The 25,096-nt window shown below is 65.0% G+C and carries 24 protein-coding genes, 3 tRNA genes and 1 pseudogene; 17 read left to right on the top strand and 11 right to left on the bottom strand.

Annotated features, from left to right (window positions below):
* The first annotated feature begins 9 nt into the window (after positions 1–9).
* Entirely contained in the window at positions 10–837 is an 828-nt protein-coding gene (locus FA89_RS17260; protein ID WP_051938913.1) for a methyltransferase domain-containing protein, read from the top strand.
* A gap of 240 nt (positions 838–1,077) precedes the next feature.
* Here FA89_RS17260 and FA89_RS17255 read toward each other — a convergent pair whose 3' ends face one another.
* From FA89_RS17255 to FA89_RS17235, 6 genes are all read right to left on the bottom strand, one after another.
* A complete protein-coding gene (locus FA89_RS17255) occupies positions 1,078–1,635 on the bottom strand; it encodes a host attachment protein (RefSeq protein ID WP_036142636.1) in 558 nt (185 codons plus the stop codon).
* 384 nt (positions 1,636–2,019) lie between these two features.
* Entirely contained in the window at positions 2,020–2,439 is a 420-nt protein-coding gene (locus FA89_RS17250) for a hypothetical protein (protein ID WP_185754452.1), read from the bottom strand.
* Between the two features lie 219 nt (positions 2,440–2,658).
* Positions 2,659–2,865 (bottom strand): DUF2795 domain-containing protein, encoded by a 207-nt coding sequence (locus FA89_RS17245; protein ID WP_036142630.1) that lies wholly within the window; start codon positions 2,863–2,865, stop codon positions 2,659–2,661.
* A gap of 27 nt (positions 2,866–2,892) precedes the next feature.
* Complete coding sequence (locus FA89_RS20385; RefSeq protein WP_185754451.1) at positions 2,893–3,063, bottom strand: hypothetical protein; 171 nt, start codon at positions 3,061–3,063, stop codon at positions 2,893–2,895.
* A gap of 268 nt (positions 3,064–3,331) precedes the next feature.
* Complete coding sequence (locus FA89_RS17240; protein ID WP_036142628.1) at positions 3,332–3,595, bottom strand: hypothetical protein; 264 nt, start codon at positions 3,593–3,595, stop codon at positions 3,332–3,334.
* Between the two features lie 244 nt (positions 3,596–3,839).
* Positions 3,840–4,046: a hypothetical protein gene (locus tag FA89_RS17235; protein WP_185754450.1), complete on the bottom strand. Its 207-nt coding sequence runs from the start codon at positions 4,044–4,046 to the stop codon at positions 3,840–3,842.
* 313 nt (positions 4,047–4,359) lie between these two features.
* On the opposite strand from FA89_RS17235, the pseudogene FA89_RS20880 reads away from it, so the two are divergent.
* The 5 genes and pseudogenes from FA89_RS20880 (at position 4,360) to FA89_RS17215 (ending at position 9,226) form a co-directional block, all read left to right on the top strand.
* A pseudogene (locus FA89_RS20880) lies at positions 4,360–4,782 on the top strand (DUF892 family protein).
* Between the two features lie 15 nt (positions 4,783–4,797).
* The gene (locus FA89_RS17230; protein ID WP_036142621.1) at positions 4,798–5,688 is read left to right on the top strand and encodes an MBL fold metallo-hydrolase; all 891 of its coding nucleotides are present in this window, start codon (positions 4,798–4,800) and stop codon (positions 5,686–5,688) included.
* Positions 5,689–6,298: 610 nt separating this feature from the next.
* Positions 6,299–7,942 (top strand): phosphoethanolamine transferase, encoded by a 1,644-nt coding sequence (locus FA89_RS17225; RefSeq protein ID WP_185754449.1) that lies wholly within the window; start codon positions 6,299–6,301, stop codon positions 7,940–7,942.
* Between the two features lie 236 nt (positions 7,943–8,178).
* Positions 8,179–9,030 (top strand): alpha/beta hydrolase, encoded by an 852-nt coding sequence (locus tag FA89_RS17220; protein WP_441295052.1) that lies wholly within the window; start codon positions 8,179–8,181, stop codon positions 9,028–9,030.
* A gap of 111 nt (positions 9,031–9,141) precedes the next feature.
* A tRNA-Leu gene (locus FA89_RS17215) sits at positions 9,142–9,226 on the top strand.
* Positions 9,227–9,322: 96 nt separating this feature from the next.
* Here FA89_RS17215 and FA89_RS17210 read toward each other — a convergent pair.
* The 3 genes from FA89_RS17210 to FA89_RS17205 form a co-directional block, all read right to left on the bottom strand.
* On the bottom strand, positions 9,323–9,502 hold the full coding sequence (locus FA89_RS17210; RefSeq protein ID WP_036142615.1) for a hypothetical protein: 180 nt from the start codon (positions 9,500–9,502) through the stop codon (positions 9,323–9,325).
* Between the two features lie 130 nt (positions 9,503–9,632).
* The gene (locus FA89_RS20380) at positions 9,633–9,791 is read right to left on the bottom strand and encodes a hypothetical protein (RefSeq protein WP_185754448.1); all 159 of its coding nucleotides are present in this window, start codon (positions 9,789–9,791) and stop codon (positions 9,633–9,635) included.
* A 114-nt stretch (positions 9,792–9,905) separates the two neighbouring features.
* Entirely contained in the window at positions 9,906–11,291 is a 1,386-nt protein-coding gene (locus FA89_RS17205) for an MFS transporter (RefSeq protein WP_051938911.1), read from the bottom strand.
* Positions 11,292–11,383: 92 nt separating this feature from the next.
* Between FA89_RS17205 and soxR the strand changes: the two genes are divergently transcribed.
* The 10 genes from soxR (at position 11,384) to fabV (ending at position 22,100) form a co-directional block, all read left to right on the top strand.
* Positions 11,384–11,818, top strand: a complete 435-nt coding sequence (gene soxR, locus FA89_RS17200) for a redox-sensitive transcriptional activator SoxR (RefSeq protein ID WP_036142612.1) — start codon at positions 11,384–11,386, stop codon at positions 11,816–11,818.
* Positions 11,819–11,998: 180 nt separating this feature from the next.
* Positions 11,999–13,291 carry a trigger factor gene (gene tig / locus FA89_RS17195; protein ID WP_036142610.1) on the top strand — a complete coding sequence of 431 codons (1,293 nt, stop codon included), beginning with the start codon at positions 11,999–12,001 and terminating at the stop codon, positions 13,289–13,291.
* 54 nt (positions 13,292–13,345) lie between these two features.
* Positions 13,346–13,972 (top strand): ATP-dependent Clp endopeptidase proteolytic subunit ClpP, encoded by a 627-nt coding sequence (gene clpP, locus FA89_RS17190; protein ID WP_369931343.1) that lies wholly within the window; start codon positions 13,346–13,348, stop codon positions 13,970–13,972.
* A 105-nt stretch (positions 13,973–14,077) separates the two neighbouring features.
* The gene (clpX, locus tag FA89_RS17185; protein WP_036142605.1) at positions 14,078–15,373 is read left to right on the top strand and encodes an ATP-dependent Clp protease ATP-binding subunit ClpX; all 1,296 of its coding nucleotides are present in this window, start codon (positions 14,078–14,080) and stop codon (positions 15,371–15,373) included.
* 171 nt (positions 15,374–15,544) lie between these two features.
* On the top strand, positions 15,545–18,064 hold the full coding sequence (lon, locus tag FA89_RS17180) for an endopeptidase La (RefSeq protein ID WP_036142603.1): 2,520 nt from the start codon (positions 15,545–15,547) through the stop codon (positions 18,062–18,064).
* A gap of 331 nt (positions 18,065–18,395) precedes the next feature.
* Positions 18,396–18,668: an HU family DNA-binding protein gene (locus FA89_RS17175; RefSeq protein ID WP_036112061.1), complete on the top strand. Its 273-nt coding sequence runs from the start codon at positions 18,396–18,398 to the stop codon at positions 18,666–18,668.
* A gap of 16 nt (positions 18,669–18,684) precedes the next feature.
* Positions 18,685–18,759 (top strand) — tRNA-Val (locus FA89_RS17170).
* Positions 18,760–18,768: 9 nt separating this feature from the next.
* Positions 18,769–18,845: transfer RNA gene (locus FA89_RS17165), tRNA-Asp, on the top strand.
* 86 nt (positions 18,846–18,931) lie between these two features.
* The gene (locus FA89_RS17160; protein WP_036142601.1) at positions 18,932–20,842 is read left to right on the top strand and encodes a SurA N-terminal domain-containing protein; all 1,911 of its coding nucleotides are present in this window, start codon (positions 18,932–18,934) and stop codon (positions 20,840–20,842) included.
* 52 nt (positions 20,843–20,894) lie between these two features.
* Positions 20,895–22,100, top strand: coding sequence for an enoyl-ACP reductase FabV (gene fabV, locus FA89_RS17155; protein WP_036142598.1), 1,206 nt, complete (start codon positions 20,895–20,897; stop codon positions 22,098–22,100).
* A gap of 76 nt (positions 22,101–22,176) precedes the next feature.
* Here the strand turns inward: fabV and FA89_RS17150 are convergent, their stop codons facing one another.
* Both FA89_RS17150 and gloB read right to left on the bottom strand, forming a co-directional pair.
* The gene (locus FA89_RS17150) at positions 22,177–23,472 is read right to left on the bottom strand and encodes a transglycosylase SLT domain-containing protein (protein WP_081916732.1); all 1,296 of its coding nucleotides are present in this window, start codon (positions 23,470–23,472) and stop codon (positions 22,177–22,179) included.
* Positions 23,469–24,236 (bottom strand): hydroxyacylglutathione hydrolase, encoded by a 768-nt coding sequence (gene gloB, locus FA89_RS17145; protein ID WP_036142594.1) that lies wholly within the window; start codon positions 24,234–24,236, stop codon positions 23,469–23,471. Before gloB ends, FA89_RS17150 begins: the two co-directional genes overlap by 4 nt.
* A 94-nt stretch (positions 24,237–24,330) precedes the next feature.
* Between gloB and FA89_RS17140 the strand changes: the two genes are divergently transcribed.
* Positions 24,331–25,092 carry a methyltransferase domain-containing protein gene (locus FA89_RS17140; RefSeq protein WP_185754447.1) on the top strand — a complete coding sequence of 254 codons (762 nt, stop codon included), beginning with the start codon at positions 24,331–24,333 and terminating at the stop codon, positions 25,090–25,092.
* Positions 25,093–25,096: the final 4 nt, after the last annotated feature.

Below are 25,096 nucleotides of genomic sequence, written 5' to 3'. Positions count from 1 at the left end.
GCACATGCCATGAATTCACCGCTGCGTACGTTGCAGTCCCACTCCGCGGCCGACGTATCCGGCGACGTGGTCCACTCGCTCGGCCCCTGGTTCCACAATCTGCATCTTCCTGACGGCAGGCAAACGGCGCCGGATCATCCCCTGGGCGATTATCCGGCTTACAAATGGGCAGCGTTGGGCCCTCAGCTACCGCTGGATCTGCAGGGCAAGACCGTGCTCGACATCGGCTGTAACGCCGGTTACTTCGCTATCGAGCTGGCGCGGCGCGGCGCCCACGTGACCGCGATGGACCATGACCCGCACTACCTGCGCCAGGCCTCCTGGGCCACGGCGCAGTTCGGGCTGGGCGATCGCCTCAGCCTGCGCCAGGGCGATATCTACGATCTGACCGCCGAAGGGTCGCGCTACGACATCGTGCTGTTCCTGGGCGTCCTCTATCACTTGCGCTACCCGCTGCTCGGTCTGGACCTAGCCGCATCGGTGTGCCGCGACACGCTGGTGTTCCAGAGCCTTGCCACCGGTGGGCCGGTCGGCCCCGCGGACGGTGAGGGTGACCCCGGCTACCTCGGCCGTGAGCGCCTGCGCGAGGACGGCTGGCCGCGCATGGCCTTCATCGAGCACGAGCTTGCCGGCGACCCGACCAACTGGTGGGTACCCAACCCCGCCGCCTTGCATGCCATGGTGCGATCGACCGGTTACAGCGTCACGGCCATGGCCGATGACATCCTGATCTGCCGGCGCGGAGCCGGCGCGGAGGCGGCCGCGCGCCGCTGTCATGACATGGTGGCGAAGCTCGGCTCCGCTGCCGCGAACGAAGAGGTGCGACATGTCGGATAACGGTTATCGGTGCGGGCACCCCGCCTGCGAATGCACGGTGATGGACGGAAGTGTCTGGTGTAGCGAGCACTGTGAGAAATCGGCGGGCGAGCTCGGACCATGCCGATGCGGGCACGAAGTGTGCGAGCACCGGCAGGCACGCGCTGAGCAGGCGAGCGATGCGGGGTACGCCGGCCCGACCTGAGCCGCCCGGGCCAGCGCGCGCGCACGTCCTTCAGTGGCTCGTGACCGCCCGGCCCATCAAGGCTGGATATCCCTGTTTCCCGACCGCACCGCCGCAGCTGCGCGTGGCTCCAGCTTGCGGCGCGGCCCATCGTGCTCGGGAAACAAGCGGCGTGTCAGTGAGTCCAACTGGTCATGCGTGAGGTCTTTGTCCAATTCGTTGGTGATCGTGGCGACCACGGCCGGGTCGGCCCTGGCGCGCAGCAAGCCAAGGAAGCGGGGCGCCGCGACGATACGCAGCGCGCTGAAACGATGGGCGCGGAAACACTCCAGCAGCCGTTCCGTTACCTGGCGTGCGAAGGTATCGGCTTCCTTGTGCATCTCCGACTCGCCGGCGGGTGCGGTGACCGTGCCGGTGCCCAGGGTCGGCGCGCCGCCGATCCCGCCGGAGACGCTGGGGGAACGTCGCCCCTGCGCATCGTTGCGCAGTTCGGCGCTTGTGCTTCGCGCATCGTCGTCGGTGAGACGTTCCACCTCGACCAGGTTGCCCTGTTCTGGCAGTTCGAGAAAGCGCGCGACGTGCTCGTCGGCGACGATGACCCAGGTGACTTTCCTGGCGGCGGGTTGCTTGCTCATGCGTGCTCCGATGGCGTCGGTTCCCCGCCGCGACGGAGCTCAGCCCGGAGCATCCATGGCGGCAGGACGGCTCCCGGTGAGCCGTCTGAGGACTTTGCATCGCCACGTGACCAACGTGCGCAAACGACACCGGCAAGGGCGCTCACGATGCTGAATGTGCCTCGACGGTCAGCGCGCGACGACAAGGCGCTGGTCACGCCCCAGCGAGGCTTTGTTCGCACGGCGAGCGGCGCGTACCAGATGAAGGGAGAATTGGCGATGCTCGCGGCGGTGCACCACAGCCGGACCATGCGCTCAAGGTGGAATTGGTTGCGCTGGCTGCGAAATTCACCTGGCTGGGTCGAGGCGCGCCTGGTGACGTCCGGCCCTCCGGCTGAGCATCCCTCAATCCGCGAGGCTGTGTTCGACTGAAGAAAGGACCCCGTCGATCGCGAGCAGTAACTCTCCACGCGTAAACGGCTTCAGCAGCTTCGCTGCTCCCTGGGGCACATCGTTGGTGCCAGCGACGGCATCTGAAAGCATGAGTACCGTGGGCAACATGCTCGCGGATCGCCGGCAGGCCGCCAGATAGGCATCCTTGGCGTCGTCCGCGAAGGCCGGCACGCACGCGATGAGCAGTTCCGGACAGCGGCCGCTGACGGCGGTCGCGGCGCCGAAGTGAGTCACCGCAAGGATCACCTCGAAGCCGATATCCTCCACGATGTCATGGACGATGTCGGCCAGGTCCGCCTGTGGCTCGATGATGACGGCGACAGGTTTGGTTCGATGGTCCAGCTTCCACGAGCCGGCAAATTCGCTAGACATCGCATGGTTCCCCTCGCGCTTCGATTCGTTCCTGGCGAGCGCGTGAGCCAGGCGGTCGTCGCGCGACCCGAAGTGCACTCAGCTTCGGTTTCGAATAGCGAAATTTCCGCATGCGTATTTCATGTCTTTCTTTATGTTTATGAACAGTGGCAGGAAAAACGGACGTCAGCTTGCTACGACCAGATCGTCAAGCCGGATCGTCAGGCAGACAAGCACTGACTATTCGATGTCGCCGTAGCTCTTCATGACTTCCTGAGGACCACCATACTGACGATCGTCAAGTTGTTCGATGATGTCCATCACCTCGCCCGGCGCACCGTTTTCCTTCGCGCGTGAAATCAACGCTGCCTTGTCGGCAGGATAGCTGACGCCTTCGAGATACGTCTGCACATTGGCGGGCGACTTGCCGCCGACACCTCTGGTCATGATCTTTATCCTTCTTCTGAGTGCAGGTCAGCGCCCGCGGGCGCTGGTGGATGCTGCTGGCGGCGTCGCCGCGGTGCCGGTGCCCGCGGTGTTGGCGCCGGGTACGGCGGTGTCGCTGTCGTTGTGGCGCGTGCAGGCCGTCGTCGCGAGCATGGAGAGGGCTAGTGCCAGCATGGCGCGCGTGTAGCTGATCTTCATGAGTTCTTCTCCCGGTCCTCCGAGGCTCCTGCCGTTAGGCCATCCCATCGATGGCATCCGCTCCGACGGCAGGGCGACCGGCCGGAGAGACGATCGCAGCGACAGGGTGTCCGTTCCGGCGCCGATGCCTTGCGTGCCTGCCGTGACGAGCGCTCGACAATGCTGACCGATACCGGCACGTTCACAGATGTGCGCAGTCATGGGCCCACCGTCGCCCGCACGCTCACTGACACAGATGCAACGTGACACGACCCGGCTGTCGGGTAACTCAGCAGGAGAACAGCATGAAAAAGATCCTTCTTACCGGCTTCGCCCTCTGCGCGGTCGCGGCGGCTGCGGTGGCGACCGCACAGAGCACCAGCGGGTCTTCCACGTCCAGCGGTTCCGCATCTTCGAATACGGACCCGCAGGACAAGCTTGGCGCCCAGGACAGGCGACCGTCACAGCAATCGAGCCAGGGCCAAGCGGGAACGTCCAACAGCGGATCCACGTCTGGCCGCCACGACGGGTCTTCCTCGTCGAACTCGTCCATGGGTGGCACCAGCGGCGGGCACAGTCACCGTAAAGCGGGCAGTAACAGCTCCACAGACGACACCATGGGTACCCGTGACGGTACGTCTGGCAGCGACACTGTCGGTGGCAGCACTGGGCGAAACGGCTCCGGCTCGACCTCGGGAAGCAGTTCGTCGGCCGGCAGCTCCAGCCGCAGTTCGAACAGCGGTTCGCAACAGCCGCAGCCTGCATCTGGCGGACACTGAGGGGCCGGGCGGCGCGGTTCAGTTCGGGAAGCAGGTCGTGAGGAGCACGGCCGCTGCCTCGCAGCCGTACTCGCGGGCGTGGACCAGGGCGATCTCCCTCGTGTCGAAACCGAACCGCGCCCGCCACGCAAACAGTACCGTTCCTGCGGGATCAGCGATGGAAAAGGTTGGGTAGAACGAGTCCTCGGACAGGGCGGCGCCGGTGGCCAAGATATAATCGCTCATGGGGAGTTCGGTGGTCGGCATATCCATGGATACGGATGAGCGGCATCGAAGGATGCATTCTCCAGAGCATTCGAATCCGGTGATGGCCTCTGGACGCTGGACCACCCGGTCTGGGGGCGACGTGAGGGACACCGCTGCGGTGGACCACCTGGACTCGGTCACCATGGGCGCAAGGCCTGGGAGTTCCGGCCGGGAACTCGAAGGGGTGATGCACGGCCGTTCAGCAAGGTCACGGTTGCGCCGGGATGCCCTCATGCCGCACGTGCGTTTCGCACGGGAAGATGGAGCATCTTTCGTCGTGAGGGTCCGTCCGGTGGCTCAACTTCAAGAAAAACGGCTCGACGGGTTGCGGAATGCGCACGCGACGGAACAGCAGGCGGAGCAGATGTTGCGCGGGCAGCTTGCGCTTCGAACCCTAACCCGATGTCAAGGCGCGGGTCCGTTCTCACCTCGAAGACACGCGAGTTCAACAGGAACTGGTTCGAGGATGCATCGAATGGCACGGCGGGTCGCCGTCGTTGTGCAAGGAAGCCATGGCCAGACGCGCCGCCTTCGCCCAGGCGGTCGCAGGTGCGCCGCGGCATCAGCCGCAGGAAACATGGAAACCGCGTGCGTTTGCGAACGGATTCTTGCTCAGGAACAAGGGGTGGCCGACCGGGTGTTGAGCCGCTTGCCGTCCCTGACCAGGACATTCCTTGCCCTCGACGCCACCGAGGGCGCCGAGGCGAAACGTTGATATGGGCGGCTTCTGATGCGCGTCCATCATCTCAACTGCATTTCCACCTGCCCGCTGGGTGGGCGGCTGATGGATGGCCGCACCCGCGGCCTGCTGACCCGTGGTGAACTCGTATGCCATTGCCTTTTGTTGGAGACGTCAGCAGGGTTGCTTCTGGTCGACACCGGTTTTGGCCTCAACGATGTTCGCCACCCCCGTTCGCGGCTGAGCGCATTCTTTTTGGCCTTGGTGAAGCCCGAGTTTCGCGAAGAAATGACGGCGATCCGGCAGATCGAGCGATTGGGCTTTAATCCGCGAGACGTGCGGCACATCGTCATGAGTCACCTGGACTTTGACCATGCCGGTGGGCTCGACGACTTTCCGTGGGCGACTGTGCACCTGCTGGCGCGGGAGCGCGACGATGCGATCGCCCAGCGGACCTGGATGGATCGGCAGCGCTTTCGGCCTGCCCAGTGGACGCGTCGTGGGTTGTGGCAGACCTATGCAGCGTCCGATGGGGAAGACTGGTTCGGCTTTGAACGGACGCAGCGGCTCAACGGCATTGCGGAGGACGTGCTGCTGGTGCCCTTGGCGGGACACACGCATGGCCACTGCGGCATCGCCGTCCGGCAAGCCGAAGGCTGGAAACTCCTGGCCGCAGATGCGTATTTTCACGAGCAAGAAATGCACCCGGTGCATCCCCGATGCACGCTTGGTCTGCGTTTTTACCAATGGATGCTGGAGAAAGACCGCGGCGCGCGCTTTGCCAACCAGGCTCAACTGCGGGCATTGGCAGGAAGCAATCAAGGAGTCGACGTGTTCTGCAGCCACGATGCTGCGGAGTTTGAGCGGCTGGCTGGGCGGCAGGCGGGCGTGCCCGCGTCGATGCTTCGCGCGTTGCCGTGCTCGTCACCGCACGGGGGCTGAAGCTTCTTTGACGCGCAGCGTGGGAGCTGTGCCTCCGTCTCCATGGGCAACACCGACTGGCGCCGGCCCACTTTCGCGTAACAGAATCTCGGACGGTCCAGTCTTTGACGCAGGCCGGCGTGGGCTCCGTAACGAGCCGCGGTCCATCCCATGGGAGCGGGGAGGTAGGCCATTGGCGGAAGTCGAGGCTTTTGATCAATGCCGCGGTCAGAGGCACGTTGATCGTTTTTCGCTTCGGCAGTGCTTCGATATTAGCTATATGTCCGGCGCCGCGACCTTCGGTGGGCATGGCGAAGCTCTCGGGGGTGACATCCGCCGATTACCATCCGGCCGCAGCCCACGGCTGCCCCTGGCGGAATATCTTGCTGCCTTAATCCACCTTGTGCATCTTTGTATAACGGCTTGGTAGAGCCAATTTGGGCTGATTGCGAAGCATTAGCCTCCCTGCCATAATTCTTTGCAAGAGTCTCTTATTCAATTGGTCGTAAGCTCGAACTTACACGGCCCATCAATTTGAACCAGGCACTTAGAGCAATCTAGGTGCCTTTTTTATGGTCTTGCTTCATCAGTCGCTCGCGAACTTCCGGGCCCGACAGGATGCCCGATGCCCGTGTTCCAACGATCCTCGTCACACCGTTCCCGCTTTGCGTTGCCTGCCTGGCTGCTGGCCGTCGCCGTCGCCCTCTACATCCTGCTGGTGCTCAACCGCAGTCTCTGGGCGGAAGTGCATGAAGCGCTGTCCGCATCGCGAGGCGCGGTCGGGTTCGGCGCACTGGGGTTGGCCGTGTACTGCCGCCTGATCGGCAATCTTGCCCTGACCATCGCGCTGCTGACCTGGCCGCGCATCGGCAAGCCGCTGCTGGCACTGCTGATCCTCGTTTCAGCGGCCAGCGCCTACTACGCGCAGACCTTTGGCGTGCGCCTCAACGAAGAAATCATCCAGAGCATTTTCGAGACGCAGCGTGCCGAAGCGATGGCGATGATCACGCGCGGCTCGGTGGGCTGGATCGCCCTGTTCGGCGTGCTGCCGGCAGTGCTCGTCCTCGTCGTGCCGTTGCGCTTCGCCCGCTGGCAGCGAGACCTCGGCTGGCGTGCGGCAGTTGTGTGCGTCGCTACCGCGCTGATGCTCGTGCCGCCCCTGCTGGTCGGCCGCACGTACGTCTACTTCGAGCGCAACCACCGCACCCTGTACGAGGTATTCAACCCGTACGCCGCGCTCAGCGGCACGTTTCACTACCTGCAGCGTGACGTGTTCCGCCGGAAGACCACCATGACGCCGATCGGGACCGATGCCACGTTGGCGCCGACTGCCGTGATGGCGGCGCGCAAGCGGATCGTCGTGCTGGTGGTGGGCGAGACCGCGCGCGCCGAGAACCAGTCGTTGCAGGGTTACTCACGCGACACCAATCCGGAGATGGCGCGCGCAGGCGTGACGTACTTCACCGATGCATGGTCGTGTGGCACGGCCACCACCGTGTCGGTGCCCTGCATGTTCTCGAACATGACGCGGGAGAAGTTCGACAAGCCCGTGGCCAAGGCGCACTGGAACGTGTTGGACGTGCTGCAGCATGCCGGCGTGGATGTGTTCTGGCGTGACAACGACGAGGGCTGCAAGGACGTGTGCCTGCGGGTACCCAACGACGATGTCACCAACGACAAGGTAGCCGGGCTATGCAATGCCGACGGCTGCCTCGACGAGGTGCTGCTGGCCGACCTGCCGGTACGCCTGGCACGCATGCGATCGCCCGCGCTGCTGGTGCTGCACATCAAGGGCAGCCATGGCCCGGCGTACTTCCAGCGCTATCCCGCCCAGTTCAACGTGTTCAAGCCCGGATGCGATACCGCGGAGGTGCAGACATGCACCTATGCGCAGACGGTGGCCAGCTACGACAACACCATCCTCTATACCGACCACATCCTGGGTCGCGTGGTGGAAGCATTGAAGGCAGCGCCCGAGGTCGACAGCATCATGATGTACCTGTCCGATCATGGCGAGTCGCTGGGCGAGAACGACGTCTACCTGCACGGGGCCGACTGGGATACCGCGCCCAGTCAGCAGAAGCATGTCCCGATGCTGATGTGGTTCTCGCCCGGGTGGGTGCGCGATGCCGGCGTCCGCATGGCATGCCTGGAGCAGCGCCGCGTGCAGCCGTCGAGCCAGGACAACCTGTTTCATACCCTGCTGGGATTCTTCGATACCCGCACAAGCGTGTACGTGCCCGCGCTTGATCTGCTGGCCGGCTGCCGCGGCTGACCCGTGCCGATGGGCCCGATTCACGCCATCTTCGTGACACCGCCAGGCCCTGTCGCCCGTCCATGATTCGGGCCACGTTGACCGACAGGTCGCACGGCGTGCGGACGGATGCGGTCGGGCTTCACCATCAGGGGGTATGAATGAAACGTCGGATCGTGTTTTTTCTTCTGTCGCTCGTGCCGGCGGTGACGCCAGCGGCTGAGCCGGTCTGGCAACCCGCGCGTGGTCTCACGCAGATGCCGCTGTGGCCCGACGCACCACCGTCATCGCCTGCGCCCCCGGGTCCGGAATACGTGTCTACGGGCAGCGACCTCATCGGTGGCAAGACGGTTACGGCGATCCATAACGTCTCGATACCGACGATCACGGTCTATCCGCCCTCGGCACCAGGCAACGGCACGGCCGTACTGGTCATTCCAGGCGGCGGGTTCTCGATCCTGGCCATGGACCTGGAAGGTACCGAAGTATGCGACTGGCTGGTGCAGCGCGGGGTGACCTGCGTACTCCTGAAATACCGCATTCCCAGCGCGCCCTACGACTGGACCTGCGACTGCCGCCCGCATAACTTCGCGCTGTCGGTGCCGTCCTACCAGGACACGCAGCGGGCCATGCGACTGATCCGCTCCCACGCCGCGGCCTGGCATGTCGATGCAGGCAAGGTCGGCGTACTGGGGTTTTCGGCGGGTGGTTTTCTGGTCGCCGAGGCAAGTACGAATTTCAGGCGCCGCGTCTATCGTCCTGTCGATGATGTGGATACGGTGAGCGCGCGACCGGATTTTGCTGTGGGCATCTATCCGGGGCACCTGACCGCCGACCGGGCGACGCTTAATCCCACCGTGCGCGTACCCAAGGATGCCCCGCCGACGTTCCTGCTGCAGGCGGAGGACGACCACGTGGACGGCGTGGATCAAGTGCTGGTGTATTACCGGGCGCTCAAGGAGGCAGGCGTGACCGCGGAGCTTCATGTCTACCCGCGCGGTGGGCATGCGTTCGGGCTGCGACCGACGGCCGAGCCGATTACACGGTGGCCCGCCCTGGTCGACACGTGGATGGAAAGCATCGGGATGCTTCCTTCTTCAGGAAAATGACCCTAGGGGAGTGACCTTGCGTAGGTCATGGGGTCCAGGCGCCCGGACGATGTCGCGTTGCCAATCCACTGGTGGACCTCGGCCCGGCGGCACCCTAGAATGGCGCCGCGGGCGAGAGTGGCGGAATTGGTAGACGCACCAGATTTAGGTTCTGACGGGGTAACCCGTGGGGGTTCGAGTCCCCCCTCTCGCACCATCCTTCTTCGATGGATCAGAACGCAGTAATGCTGTTTCTGTCTGACGAGCACCGGGCGCCTGTGCATGCACGTGAACCCTCATGCTTGCTTGAACGTCACGCATGATCCATACGACCAATCTGGAAAACAGCCGCCATCATGTCCCGTCGACAGACGGTTTTGGCGCTGACCTTCGAGGTTTCAGCACTGAGCTTCATGGTCTCGGCCATCATCTTGGAGACGTTCGCGTGGATCAACTCGATGTCGGCGGCGTTCACGGTTCTCGTCTCTTCCATGGGTTCTCTCCTAACGTATCACTGCGATTTGGAACCGCCGAAGCGTCCCACGAGCTGGAGAACCAGCCCATCTCGCCCGCTGATCGCCAGGGCCGCCCCTAGCTGAAGGTGCGCAGGGATCGGATGGGCGCTAAAGAGCCCCCAGCAGCTTGGCCAGCGCGAAGGCGGCACCAAAGACGCCACCAGCGGCAACGAAGGGATACCAGCGTGCCTCGGCGTTGATCTTCGATGTCTCCGCCATGAGTTTGCCGATCTCCGCGCGGATTTTTTCCAGGTCGTCGGGGGTCATGCGCAACAACTCGGGTGTCTGGTGTTCGAATGAACAAGGACCCTCATGCTCGCGTAAATGCCGCGCGTGATCCATACGATCAATCTGAAAAACAGCCGTCATCGACGATGGGTATTACCCGTCCGCCCGCGTCCTGCGCGCCACGATCGTCGCCAGCACCACCAGCACCAGCGTGATGGCGAAGTTCGCCATGAACGCGGCCGTGTGAGATATGTCGAGCAGTGCGGCGAACAACGTGCCGCCGATGGCGAGTGTCGTGGCCACCATCAACGATTCGCACAGTTGCAGCGCCGAACTGTTCCGGCCTTGCTCGTGCGTGGCGGACATCGAAAGCGCTAGGACGGACAGCGTACCGTAGAGCATGCCCATGCCCAGTCCCGTGAGCAGCCAACCCGCGACCGCCGCCGGCACGGGCATCCAGGCGAACACGGCGCAGGAAGCGATGCCGATGCCGAGCACCATCAGGGCTGTGCCGCGCGTGAGCAATTGCAGGCGGGAGATCGTCGCGTAATGGCCCTGGTACCACGAGCCGGAGAACCAGCCGATCGCGCCCACGCTGATCGCCAGGCCCGACCATGTCGGCGACAGCCCATGCTGCTGGGTGAAGACCAGCGGAAGGAAGGCCTCGGTGCCGAAGAAGGCGGAGGCCGCGATACCGCGCAGGGCGATGACCGCGGGCAGGCCTCGGGCGGCGCGGAGCGTGCCGGCGGGTAGCAGGCGGCGGCCGCAGAAGATCAACAGGGCGAGTGACGGCAGCAGAAGCGAGGCGGCGATGACCCCGCGTTCCTGGCCTGCGGCGAACAATAGGCAGACGCCGAGCGAGGCGCCGATGGCGTCGGGGAGTCGGGTGCCGGCGTCGGACGCGTTGTCCGAAGGTGCGGGCAGGGAGCGCAGCGCGCCGCGCAGCCCGAGCGCGGCGGGCAGGGCCAGCACGGGCACGGCGAGAAAAACCCAGCGCCAGCCGATGTGCTCCACGATGGCGCCGCTGACGGCCGGGCCGATCAGGGCCGGCACGACCCACCCGGCGGAGAACGAGGCGAAGACCTTCGGTCGCAGGGAAGGCGGATAGAGCCGCCCGACTATCACGTAAAGCGCCGGCGAGAGACAGCCGGCGCCGAGCCCCTGGACCAGGCGGCCCGCCAGCAGCATCGGCATGTTCTGTGCGAAGCCGGCCACCAGCAGGCCGACGACGAAACCGGCCAGGCCGGTCCACATGGCCGGGGCGGGCCCGCGGCGATCGCTCCAGCGGCCGGACACTGTCATGCCGATGATGCTGGTGGCCAGCACGCCGCCGAAGGCCAGGGCGTACGCGCGCAGGCCGTCCAGCTCCCGCGCGACCGTCGGCATGGCAGTGGTGACCGCCAGCGCCTCGAAGGCGATGAGTGATATGAGGCTGACCATCCCGAGGGTGGCCGCCCGGTAGCGGGGGCCGAGGATGCCTTCGTCGACGGGAAGGGCGGTCTCGGAAAGGTGATCGGGTTCGGGGGTTCCCACGTGCATGCTGGTGTCCTTGGGGCAGGGAGTGTCGCACGCTTGCCTACGGCGACCGGAAAGGCGCAGCATGAGACCTCAACTAATATTCAGGTCAACAGATGCGGGAACTGAGCGTGGGTGAGGTGGCCCGGCGTGCGGGCGTGGCCGTGTCGGCACTGCACTTCTACGAGCGGAAGGGGCTGATCCACAGCCTGCGAACGTCGGGCAACCAGCGTCGCTTTTCCGCCGACGTGCTGCGCCGGATCGCGGTCATCCGGGTAGCGCAGCGGGTCGGCATGCCGCTGGAGGCGATCCGGCAGGCGCTGGCGACCTTGCCGGACTCGCGCACGCCGACCCGGGAGGATTGGGCGAGGATGTCGGCGGCCTGGCGCGAAGAGATGGATCATAGGATTACGCAACTGCTTAATCTGAAAGATAAACTGGCGGATTGCATCGGCTGCGGCTGTCTCTCGTTGACGGCCTGCGCCTTGGCGAATCCGGGGGATTCGCTGGCGGCGGATGGCGGCGGTCCTCGGCGCTGGAGTGCCGGATGAGGCAGGTTGCGGCGGTGGGAGGGCAAAACGTAGAATGGGCAGTCATTTGCGGGGTTTTTTCGCCGCCGGAGACGAAAGTCGCGGCGACGCCTCCGACATTCGCGGTGGGTCCCATTGTTCTGGTTACGGCGACGGAAGCTCGCCATCGCGCCACGTCACGTGGCGGTTTCAGGAGAGGTCATGCAGGTTTCGGTTGAGAATGTCGGCAAGCTCGGGCGCAAGCTCACGGTGAAGTTCCCGGCGGAGCGCCTTGAGTCGCAGGTGAACGCGCGCATCGCGGAAATGGGTCGCACGGTCCGCCTGAAGGGCTTCCGTCCGGGCAAGGTGCCCACCACCGTGATCAAGCAGCGCTTCGGCGCGCAGGTCCGTGGCGAGGCCTTGTCCGAGCTGATCGGCAGCACCCTGCGCGAGGCCGTCGAGCAGGAGAAACTGCAGCCGATCGCCAACCCGTCGGTGGACACCACGGGCAATGCGGAAGCGGGCGAAATCGCCTACACCGCCACGTTCGAGATCATGCCGGAGTTCCCGGTGATCGACGTCGCCGCGCTCGAGATCGCCCGTCCCAAGGCCGAGGTCAAGGACGCCGACATCGACAAGATGATCGAGACGCTGCGCACCCAGCGCCGCAGCTTCGACGAAGTGACGCGCGCCTCCAAGGACGGCGACTTCGTCATGTTCGAATACGCCGCCGAAGCCGGCGACTATCGCTTCCCGGCCGAAGGCCTGGAGCGCGCGGGTAGCGTGCTCGGCTCCGGCACCCTGTTCAAGGCGCTGGATGAGGCCCTGACCGGTCGCACCGCGGGTGAGGACCTGGTCCAGGACGTCGCTTTCCCGGACGATTTCCGTAACCCCGAGCTCGCCGGCAAGACCGCCAAGGTCACTTTCAAGATCGTGAAGGTGCAGGAGCCCAACCTGCCGGCCGTGGATGCCGATTTCGTCAAGCTGTTCGGCGTGGTCGACGGCGACCTGGAAACCTTCCGCAAGGAAGTCCGCGCCAACCTCGAGCGCGAGCTGAAGGCCACCGTGATGGCCCGCCTGAAGTCGGAAGTGGCCGAGAAGCTGGCCGCCGCCTACCCGGAACTGGAAGTGCCCGAGCTGATGGTCGACGCCGAGGCCCGCAGCCTGGCGTCCGGCAATCTGCCGCGTGGCCAGGAACCCAGCCCGCAGATGGTCGCCGAGGCCGCCCCATTCGCGCGCAAGCGTGTCGCCGCCGCGCTGCTCATGGGCGAGATCGCCCGCAAGAACGAGCTGCGCCTGGACCGCAAGCGCATGGCCGAGATGCTGACCGCGATCGCCTCGACCTATGAAGAGCCGGAAAAGGTCATTGAACTGTATAACAGCGATCCCCAACTGATGTCGGGACTGCAGAACCGCGTGATGGAAGATCAGGTGGCGGAATGGGTGGCGGATAACGCCAAATCCACCGACCAGGAGCTGAGCTTCGACGAGGTAATGCGACCGATCGGCGCGTAAGCACCGATCCTCTTGCAACAGCCGGGCCCCACACCTAGGAGAGACCGCATGTCCATGGCTCCGATCCAGAACCTCAACCTGGTGCCCATCGTCGTCGAGCAAACCTCGCGCGGCGAGCGTTCGTACGACATCTACTCGCGTCTCCTCAAGGAGCGCATCATCTTCGCGGTCGGCCCGGTCGACGATTACATGGCCAATGTAATCGTCGCCCAGTTGCTGTTCCTGGAGTCCGAAAATCCGGACAAGGACATCAACCTGTACATCAACAGCCCGGGTGGCTCGGTCACCGCGGGCATGGCGATCTACGACACGATGCAGTTCGTGAAGCCGGACGTCAGCACCATGTGCATCGGCCAGGCCGCCTCCATGGGCGCTCTGCTGCTGGCCGCCGGTGCCGCGGGCAAGCGGTATTCGCTGCCGCATTCGCGCATCATGATCCACCAGCCCTGGGCCGGTGGCATCTCGGGTCAGGCCACGGACATCGAGATTCACGCCCGTGAAATCCTGACCATGCGCGAGCGCCTGAACGCCATCCTTGCCCATCACAGTGGCAAGACGGTCGAGGAAATCGCCCGCGATACCGAGCGCGACCGCTTCATGAGCGGTGCCGAGGCCCAGGCGTATGGCCTGATCGACTCGGTGCCCGACAAGCGCGCGGTCGATACCGTCCGCTCGGCTTGATTTGAACGTACACGCTTGTGAAAACCAGCACTTCGCCCCTGATTCCAGGGGCGAAGTGCTGTGCTATTCTCAAAGCGCACCTGGATTATCAGTAGGGCCCAAAGCATGAGCGACGAGCGGCAAAGCCGTTCCAACGACGGCGGAAAGATTCTTTATTGCTCCTTCTGTGGCAAGAGCCAGCATGAAGTGCGCAAGTTGATCGCCGGCCCCAGCGTGTTCATCTGCGACGAATGCGTTGAGCTGTGCAACGACATCATTCGCGAGGAACTCGAAGAGAAGGCGGCCTCCGGCCGTACCCAACTCCCCAAGCCGCGCGAGATCATGGAAGCCCTCGACCAGTACGTGGTCGGGCAGACGCGCGCCAAGAAAGCCTTGTCGGTGGCCGTGTACAACCACTACAAGCGCATCGAATCGCGCCAGAAGAACGACGATGTCGAACTCGGCAAGTCCAACATCCTGCTGATTGGTCCGACCGGCTCGGGCAAGACGCTGCTGGCGGAAACGCTGGCGCGCCTGCTCAACGTGCCGTTCACCATCGCGGATGCCACCACGCTGACCGAAGCCGGTTACGTGGGTGAGGATGTCGAGAACATCATCCAGAAGCTGCTGCAGAAGTGCGATTACGACGTCGAGAAGGCGCAGAGCGGCATCGTCTACATCGACGAAATCGACAAGATCTCGCGCAAGAGCGAGAACCCGTCGATCACCCGCGACGTGTCCGGCGAAGGCGTGCAGCAGGCCCTGCTCAAGCTGATCGAGGGCACGCTTGCCTCGGTGCCGCCGCAGGGTGGCCGCAAGCACCCGCAGCAGGAGTTCCTGCAGGTCGATACGCGCAACATCCTGTTCATCTGCGGCGGTGCGTTCGCCGGGCTGGACAAGGTGATCCAGCAGCGCTCCGAGACCACGGGCATCGGCTTCAAGGCCGAGGTCCGCTCCAAGGAGCGCACGGAAAACGTCGGCAAGACGCTGTCGGAAGTCGAGCCGGCCGATCTGGTCCGTTTCGGCCTGATTCCCGAGTTCGTCGGGCGCCTGCCGGTCGTGGCCACGCTGGACGAACTCGACGAGGCTGCGCTGGTGCAGATCCTCACCGAGCCGAAGAACGCGGTCACCAAGCAGTTCCGCAAGCTGTTCGACATGGAAGGCGCCGAGCTGGAATTCCGTCCGGAGGCCCTGGCCGCTATCGCCCGTCGCGCGCTCAAGCGCAAGACAGGCGCCCGTGGCCTGAGAACCATTCTCGAACAGGTGCTGCTCGACACGATGTTCGAGATCCCCTCGCTGGAGCATGTCAGCAAGGTGGTGGTCGACGACGCCGTGATCGACGGTCAGGCGGAGCCCTACCTGATCTACCGCGGCAACCTGCAACAGCAGCGTATCGCGGGCGAGGGTGGCGACGCGGCCTGATCCCACCGGCATCGCGAGCGCTACCGCGGCCCCGGCGTCCATGACGCCGGGGCCGTTTTCTTTCGTGGTTCCGCTCTTGATCGTTCCTTCGCGAACCACCACTTGACGTGTATGGCGGCTCCGGCGCAGTGTCGGGGCGAGCCCAAAAAACCTGAGGGAAAACCCAAGCACATGGCGAAGAATCGCAACCAGACCACGAGCGGATCCGAGCTGGACCTACTGCCGGTCCTGCCCTTGCGTGACGTCGTCGTCTATCCGCACATGGTCATCCCGCTGTTCGTCGGGCGCGACAAGTCCATGCGTGCGCTGGAGCGGGCGATGGAAGGCGAGCGGCAGATCCTGCTGGTCGCCCAGAAGAGTCCGGACATCGACGATCCGGCGATCGAGGATCTGCACCAGGTCGGCACGCTGGCCGGCGTCCTGCAGCTGCTGAAACTGCCCGATGGCACCGTCAAGGTGCTGGTCGAGGGCCAGTCGCGCGTGCAGATCGACGCGTTCGAGGACGAGGCCGGCATGATGAGCGGCCGCTCCCGCGTCATCGAGCCGGTGTACAGCAAGAACGAGCGCGAACTCGACGTCGTCTCGCGTTCGCTGGTGTCGCTGTTCGAACAGCTGGTGAAGCAGAGCCGCAAGCTGCCGCCGGAAATCCTGGCGACGCTCTCGGGCATCGACGACCCGTCGCGCCTGGCCGATTCCATCGCCGCGCACCTCTCGGTGCGCATGGGCGACAAGCAGCGTGTGCTCGAGACATCCGACGTGGGCGAGCGGCTTGAGCTACTCATCGGTCTCGTCGACGGCGAGATGGACCTGCAGCAGGTGGAAAAACGCATCCGCGGCCGCGTCAAGTCGCAGATGGAGAAGAGCCAGCGCGAGTACTACCTCAACGAACAGATGAAGGCTATCCAGAAGGAGCTGGGTGAGGGCGAAGAGGGCACCAACGAGATCGAGGAACTGCAGAAGAAGATCGATGCCGCCGGCATGCCCAAGGCGGTGCTCGCCAAGGCGCGCCAGGAGTTCAACAAGCTCAAGCAGATGTCGCCGATGTCCGCCGAGGCCACCGTGGTACGGAACTACCTCGACTGGGTGGTGGGCGTGCCGTGGAAGAAGCGCAGCAAGGTTCTCAAGGACCTGGCGCTGGCGCAGGAAACCCTCGATGCCGACCACTTCGGCCTGGAGAAGGTGAAGGAGCGCATCCTCGAATATCTGGCGGTGCAGCAGCGCGTGAATACCATGAAGGGCCCGATCCTGTGCCTGGTCGGTCCGCCCGGCGTGGGCAAGACCTCGCTCGGCCAGTCGATCGCCAAGGCCACCAACCGCAAGTTCGTGCGCATGAGCCTGGGTGGCGTGCGTGACGAGGCGGAGATCCGCGGGCATCGCCGTACCTACATCGGTTCAATGCCGGGCCGCATCGTGCAGAACCTCAACAAGGTCGGTACGAAGAACCCGCTGTTCGTCCTGGACGAGATCGACAAGATGTCGATGGATTTCCGTGGCGATCCGTCGTCCGCCTTGCTGGAAGTGCTGGACCCGGAACAGAACAACGCCTTCAACGATCATTACCTGGAAGTCGATCTCGACCTCTCCGAGGTGATGTGGATTGCCACGGCCAATTCGCTGAATATCCCCGGCCCGCTGCTCGACCGCATGGAAGTGATCCGTATCCCGGGTTACACCGAGGACGAGAAGCTCAACATCGCGCAGAAGTACCTGTTGCCCAAGCAGCTGAAGGCCAACGGCCTGAAGGTGGAAGAACTGGGTATCGACGAAAGCGCCCTGCGCGACATCGTGCGCTACTACACGCGCGAATCGGGCGTGCGCAACCTCGAGCGCGAGATCTCCAAGATCTGCCGCAAGGTGGTCAAGGAAATTGCCCTCGGCACCGTGCCGGCCAAAGCCAAGGCCAAGGTCAAGGCAGCGGTCAAGGCAGCGGGCAAGGCGGCGAAGGGCAAGGTGCTCGCACCCGATCTGGTCCGCGTGGACGGTGACAACCTCGACCATTACCTCGGCGTGCGCCGGTTCGACTTCGGTCGCGCGGAGCAGCAGAACGAGGTGGGTCTGGTCACGGGCCTGGCGTGGACGCAGGTCGGCGGCGACCTGCTCAGCATCGAGGCTTCGGTGGTGCCCGGCAAGGGCCGTCTGGTCCACACGGGACAGCTCGGCGATGTCATGAAGGAATCGATCCAGGCGGCACTGAGCGTGGTGCGCGCGCGCGTGGCCGGGCTGGGCATCGAGCCGGATTTCCACGAAAAACTGGACATTCATATCCACGTGCCCGAGGGTGCGACGCCGAAGGACGGCCCCAGCGCGGGTATTGCGATGGGTACGGCGCTAGTGTCGGCGCTGACCAAGGTACCGGTGCGCTCGGATGTGGCGATGACCGGCGAGATCACCCTGCGGGGGCGCGTGCTGCCCATCGGTGGCCTGAAAGAGAAGCTGCTCGCGGCACATCGCGGCGGCATCAAGACGGTCATCATTCCGGAAGAGAACAAGAAAGACCTGGTCGACCTGCCGGAGAACATCACCAGTTCGCTCGACATCCATGCGGTCAAATGGATCGACGAAGTGCTCGACCTCGCGCTGGAACGGCCGATCGGCCCGAGCAAGAAGGGCGACGGTGATGCCGGGGTGGACCTGCCTCCGACCACCGGCCGCAAGGGCAAAGGCAAGGGTTCGCCCGCGCTGACGCACTGAGTGCATCCACGTCGTCGAACGTCAAGGGGCGCGGGTCACCGCGCTCCTTTGGTTTTCGTCGTCCTGTCACGATCAACTCGTGATAATCGTTTTCATTGCGACGCGCAAGTCTCCGGATAGCATGCATATGCGCTGAAAGCGTTGGTATTGCTCGTATTGCGGTAGGGGGAGGGCACTGGTATAAAGTCCGCTCCGCCATCGCCTGCGCCGCAAGGGCGCCATGTATCGCGGGGTTGCTGAGTCATGCCACACGGTGAGATTCGTAACCTGACGTCTTCTCACCAAGGATCGCCGTCCGGCGGTTCGAATTACCTTTGAAAGGAGTTACCTGATGAATAAAACCGACCTGATCGCCGCTATTGCCGAAAAGGCTGAACTGTCGAAGGCCGACGCCGGCAAGGCGCTCGAGGGCCTGATCGAAGCGGTCAAGGACACCCTCAAGAAGGGTGAAGACGTCGCCCTCGTTGGCTTCGGCACCTTCAAGCTGCGCAGCCGCGCCGCTCGCACGGGCCGCAATCCGCGCACCAACGAAGAAATCAAGATTCCGGCGTCGAAGGTTCCTGCCTTCACGGCTGGCAAGGCGCTCAAGGATCACGTAAACTAAGTGGTCTTACCGGAGGGGGTGCTTAGCTCAGCGGTAGAGCGTCGCCTTTACACGGCGCTGGTCGGGGGTTCGATCCCCTCAGCACCCACCATCGGGAAGTGGAGTGGTAGTTCAGTCGGTTAGAATGCTGGCCTGTCACGCCGGAGGTCGCGGGTTCGAGTCCCGTCCACTCCGCCATTGTCTGCAGAGGCGCCCGTGTGGCGCCTTTGTTTTATCTACACGCCGGTCAGGATTGGCCCGGCGCATACCGTGCGAGTCGCATCATGCTGCAAGCCCTGCGTAACAAGATCCACGGCTGGCCCGCCGCCATCGTCCTCGGTGTCTGCGTGTTCGCCGTCGCCTTCTTCGGTATCGAGTCGTACTTCGTGTCGCGCGTGGACACGTACGTCGCGAAGGTCGGTGACCACGAGATCTCGCAGCAGGAGTGGCAGGATCGCCTGAACGCACTGCGCCAGCAGGCCGCACAAGACCCGAATTCCCCGTTCACCGCCGCCGACCTCGAAAAACCCGAGCTCAAGCAGAAGGTGCTGGACGGCATGATCAGCCAGGCGCTGCTGCAGCAGGCCAACACCGAGCTGGGCCTCACCGTCTCGGACGCCGCCGTGCGCAGCGCCATCGGTACCGACCCCGGTTTCCAGGTCAACGGGCAGTTCAGCCCCGAGGCCTACCGCGCCATCCTCTCCATGCAGGGTATGAGCCCGGCGATGTACGAGGCCAAGATCCGCACCTCGCTCGCCACCCAGATGATCCCCGAAGCGATCTCTGCGACCACGCTGGTCACCGACGCCGACGTCGACAATTTCTTCCGCCTGCACGGGCAGCAGCGCGACCTGCGCTACACCGTGCTGCCGCGTCCGTCGCTGACCGACACCAACGTGTCCGACGCCGATATCGACGCCTTCTACAAGTCGCACATCGCCGACTACACCACGCCGGAACAGGTCTCGGTGCAGTACCTCGAAGTGAAGCAGGCCGACCTCAAGCCCGGCGCGCCCACCGACGCGCAGCTGCACGAGTACTACGACAAGAACAAGCAGCGCTACGCGCAGCCCGAGCAGCGCGAGGCGTCGCACATCCTCATCAACGTGCCCAAGAACGCCACGCCCGATCAGCAGAAGGCCGCGCTCGACAAGGCGAAGAAGATCGCCGCCGAAGCAACGCCGGACAACTTCGCCAAGCTGGCCGCCGAGAACTCGGATGACATGGGCTCCAAGCGCACCGGCGGCGATCTGGGCTGGCTGGAGAAGGGCGTGGCCAACGCCGCGTTCGATGCGGCCATGTTCGGCCTGAAGAAGGGCGAGATCACCAAGGAGCCCGTGCTGTCGCCGGAAGAGGGCTATCACATCATCTGGGTGCGCGATGCGCGCGAGGGCGATGCCAAGCCGTTTGCCGACGTGCGCGCGCAGCTGGCCGCCGACTGGGCCAAGGGCGAGGACGAGCGCCTCTACAACGAGCGTGCCGGTCAACTCGCCGACCTGGCCGAGCGCAATCCCGGCTCGCTCGAGCCCGCCGCGAAGGAACTGGGCATCGAGATCAAGACCACGCCAATGTTCGGTCGCAACGGCGGTGAAGGCGTTGCCGCCGATCCGAAATTCGTCGCCGCTGCGTTCAGCGACGACGTGGTCAACCAGGGCAACAACTCCTCGCTGGTGCAGGTGCAGAAGGGCGACGCCGTCGTCATGCACCTGGACAAGCATGCCGCCGCGGCGCCCAAGGCCCTGGCCGACGTCACGCCGGCGATTCGCCAGCGCATCCTCGACGAGCGTGTGGACGCTGCCGCGAAGAAGCAGTCCGACGACCTCGCCGCGCAGCTGAGCAAGGGCGGCGACCTGGCCGCGCTGGTCAAGGCGCCCATGCAGACGCTGACGGGCGTGGAGCGCAGCAAGCTCGCCGGCGTCAAGGATGCGCCGCCCGCCGTGTTGCAGCGTGCGTTCTCGCTGCCGCATCCGGTGGATGGCAAAGGCAGCTGGAGCGCCTTGCCCGTCGGCAACGGCACGTATGCGCTGGTCACGGTGGACAAGGTGACCGACGGTGACCCGGCCAAGGTCGAGAAAGCCCAGCGCGTTGCACTTCGCGGCCAGATGATCGACGCGATGGCGCAGGCCGCCACCCTCGAGTACATCCAGGCGCTCAAGGCTCGTGGCGAGATCAAGGTCGCCAACGACCGGCTCTGATCGCGATCGCGCGTATTACAATGGTGGCCTTGTCGCGTCGAAGGAACCACCCGTGATCATCCAACCCAAGGTTCGTGGCTTCATCTGCACCACCGCTCATCCGGTCGGCTGCGCGAAGAACGTGGAAGAACAAATCGCCATCACCCGTGCCAGCGGTGCCTTCGCGGAAGGTCCGAAGCGGGTACTGGTGATCGGCGCCTCCACCGGCTACGGCCTGGCATCGCGCATCACCGCCGCGTTCGGGCAGGGTGCGGCCACGCTGGGTGTGTTCTTCGAGAAACCGTCCAGTGAGAGCAAGACCGGCACCGCCGGCTGGTACAACTCCGCCGCGTTCGACACGCTGGCGCGGCAGGCCGGGTTGTACAGCCGCTCGGTCAACGGTGATGCCTTCGCCGACGAAACCCGCACCAAGGTCATCGAACTGATCAAGGCCGAGATGGGCGGCACGATCGACCTGGTCGTCTATTCGCTGGCCTCGCCGGTGCGCAAGCTGCCGAAAACCGGCGACGTGGTGCGCTCCGCATTGAAGACCATCGGCGAGACGTTCACCGCATCGTCCGTGGATACCAACAAGGATGCCGTGATCCAGGCATCCGTCGAGCCGGCCACGGAGCAGGAAATCCAGGATACCGTGACCGTCATGGGCGGTGAAGATTGGTCACTGTGGATCGAAGCGCTGAGCGAGGCCGGCGTGCTCGCCGAGCATGCCACCACCATCGCGTACAGCTACGTCGGCACGGAAATCACCTGGCCGATCTACTGGCACGGCACGCTCGGCCAGGCGAAGCAGCACCTTGACCGCACCGCGAAGGAACTGGCCAGCCGTTACGCTTCCCGTGGCCTGCGTGCCTACGTCGGCGTGATGAAATCGGTGGTCACCCAGGCCAGCTCGGCCATTCCCGTGATTCCGCTCTACGTGTCCATGGTCTTCAAGATCATGAAGGCGAAGGGCATCCACGAAGGCACCATCGAGCAGATCAATCGCCTGTTCCACGAGCGGCTGTATCGTGCGGATGGCCAGGCGCCGGCCACGGACGCCGAGGGCCGCGTGCGCCTGGACGACTGGGAGCTGCGCGAGGACGTGCAGAACGAGTGCAAGGCGCTGTGGCCCAACGTCACGACGGACAACCTGCGCGAGGTCACCGACTACGCCGGCTACAAGCACGATTTCATCAAGCTGTTCGGTTTCGAGGCTGAGGGCGTGGATTACAGCGCGGATGTCGGGCCGGACGTGCAGTGGGATGTCGTGCAGGTCTGATGGCGCGGGGCGCCACCTCGACGGGTGGCGCCCGGTGACACGTCGCGGTAGCGCGGCGCAATGCGACCGATGGCGCTCAGCGCGCCGTGAGGCGCAGCACCTGACCGGGCTTGACGGCCTGCGTCTGCAGGTCGTTCCACTTCATGAGCTGCTCCACGCTGACCTGGTGGCGACGGGCGATCGTCCATAGCGACTCGCCGTTGTCCACCTTGTGGATCACCACGTCGTTCTTCGGGGTTTTCTTCTTCTTGGACTCTGCCGCGGAGGCGACGGATGTCCTGTTGCCCTTTGCCTTGGCGTCACCCTTTGCCTTGCCGTGGCTGCCGGTTTTTCCCTTGGCCACCGATGCCGACGACGTGTCGCTGTCGTCGGTGTCATCCGACGCCGGGCTGTCCGCCACATCGGCCAGCGTGGCGACCGGCCCCAGTCGGTACTGGTCGGCTGCCGACTTCGGCAGCAGCAGCGTCGCGGACACCGTGCCCTTCGTGGTGCGGTAGGCCGGATTCAGGTCGCGCAGGTCGGTCATCGACAGGCCTGACTGCTTCGCCGCCTGCGACAGCGACTGCGGATTGGAGACCTGCACCACCTGCAAGGCGTCCTGGTGGTCCTGCTTCGGCAACTGCACGTTGAAGCGCGCCGGGTCGCGCACGATGCACGCGATCGCCATCAGCTTGACCAGGTGTTCCTTCGTGTTGGCCTTCATCGGCACGTCCGGCAGGCCCTGGTCGTCGGACGGACCGCCGTGCCTGTCGATGGTTTTCTTCAGGCCGAACTCGCCCGCGTTGTAGGCCACGTCGACCAGGCGCCAGTCGCCCAGGTCATCGTAGTAGCGGCGCATCATCGTCATCACCGAATCCGTGGACTTGGTGATGTCCAGGCGTTCGTCGTAATTCTTGTCCACGCGCAGGCCGAGCGTGTGTGCCGTCTGCGGCATGATCTGCCACATGCCGGCAGGGCGGTTCTTCGCGCCGGGCACATGGCGGTATTGGCTTTCTACCCAGGGCAGCAGGGCGAACTCGCCGGCCACGCTGTGCTGCATGGCGGACTTGTGCGCATAGACGATCAGCGGCAACACCTCGTTGACCTGCTGCTCGAAGCGGTTCGGCATCTTCGTGTAGGTGCGCGCCCAGGCCATCACCTGAGGGTCCGCTTCGCAGCCGGGCATGGCGAAGCTGTCGCGCATGCTCGCCCAGAAATCGGCGGGTGGCGCCGGACGCAGCAGCTTCGGCGCCATCGTCACGTCCTCCACGGGAGCCGTCTGCGGCGGGGGCGCCACGGGCGCCGTGGGCACGCGCGGCGTCATGCCGGTGGCGCAGGCGGTCAGTAGAAACGGTAGGAGGGAAGGTAACAACCGCCGGTGGAGTGTGGTCATGCGCTGAAGCTGTCCTTGGCTCGGCGCAGCGCGGCGAACCGCTCCGTCCGCGTGGCGTGGGCCTCGCCTTGCGCCTGGGCCCAGCGGGCCACGGCCTCGCTGTCCACGCGCAGGAAGGGATTGGCGGCGTACTCGTCGGCGAGGCGGCTCGGCACGCTGGGGCGGCCCTCCTCGCGCAAGCGCGCCACCTCGTCACGACGGAGGCGCAGGGCGTGGTTGTCCGGATCCACCGTGAGGGCGAAGCGGATGTTCGACGCGGTATATTCGTGCGCGCAACAGACCAGGGTCTCGGGCGGCAGGTCGGCGAAGGTATCCAGCGAGGCCAGCATCTGCTCTGGCGTACCTTCGAACAGGCGGCCGCAGCCGATGCTGAAAAGCGTGTCGCCGCAGAACAGGAAGCCTTCGCCGAAGTAGGCCACATGCGTGCGCGTGTGGCCCGGCACGGCCATCACCTTGAACGTGGCGCGCGGCGCCTCCAGCGTGATGACGTCGCCGTCTTCGACGAAATGGTTCTTTGGCTGGATGCGCGGATCGGCCGTAGCGTAGACCTCGACGTCGTGATCACGCACGAGGTCGGACACACCGCCGATGTGGTCGTTATGGTGGTGCGTCAGCAGGATGGCCCGCAGCTGCCAGCCACGCTCGCGAAGCGCGGCTTCGACGGGGGCGGCTTCACCGGGATCCACGACGAAAGCCTGGCCTTCGTCGTCGGCGACCAGCCAGATGTAGTTGTCGCTCAAAGCCGCGACGGCAACCCAATGCATCGGGCGAACTCCGTGACGTGGATCGGGCGCGAACACCCAGGAATGGCCGCCTTGCACCTGGGGCGCGGGGCGGGGACGCCGGAATATATCAGCCGTGTCGTACCTGCTCGTTAGCCGTTCGTTAACCCCTGCGCCGCGCCAGCAGCCGTTACACTTCACCTCCATGGCCGCTTTCGCCCCCGATATCTACGTGACGCCCCAGGTCCGCAAGCTGCTGGCGGACGAGGCGGCGGTGCTCGCGCCGCTGCTCGCGCGCTGCACGGGCGACCACGGCCTGCACCTGACCACGTCCGCCCAGGCCGAGCCCCCGGCGATGCCCCTGCTGGGCCACTGGGCCACCGTTCGCGTCGCCGGAGCCGCCCTGGGAGGCGACATTCGCGCCAGCGGCCTGGAGGCCCTTCCGTTCGCCGACGAGGCGTTTGGGGTAGTGCTGCTGCGTCACGCCCTGGAGACCACCGCGCGGCAGGACAACCTGCTGGACGAGGCCATCCGCGTCCTGGCGCCTGGCGGCATGCTGGCGATCACCGGGATCCATCCCTTCGGCCTGTGGTCGCCGTGGGTGGCCCGCCAGAGCCGGGCCCCGCGGCCACGGCTTACCTGGCCGTGGTGGTGGAGCCAGCGCCTGGTCCGCGACGAATTCGAGCTGTCGATGCCGCGCCGCGTCGGCAGTGCGTGGCCCCGGGTGGGCGGCGCGTCCGGCCCGGGATCCCTGGTGGGTGGCGGTTATTTCCTCGTGGCGCGCAAAAAGCGTCCGTCGGCGGTACCCTTGCGCCCCCGCATGGTGGCCGTGCCGGCGCCGATCCCCGGCACGCTGGCCTCCGGCGCCCGCCGTAATGCCCGTGAACCCCTAAGCTGAGCCG

Source organism: Luteibacter sp. 9135 (genome assembly GCF_000745005.1).
Classification (GTDB): domain Bacteria; phylum Pseudomonadota; class Gammaproteobacteria; order Xanthomonadales; family Rhodanobacteraceae; genus Luteibacter.
Note: the sequence above shows the minus strand (reverse complement) of the source record. Positions and strands in the feature narration are given on the sequence as shown.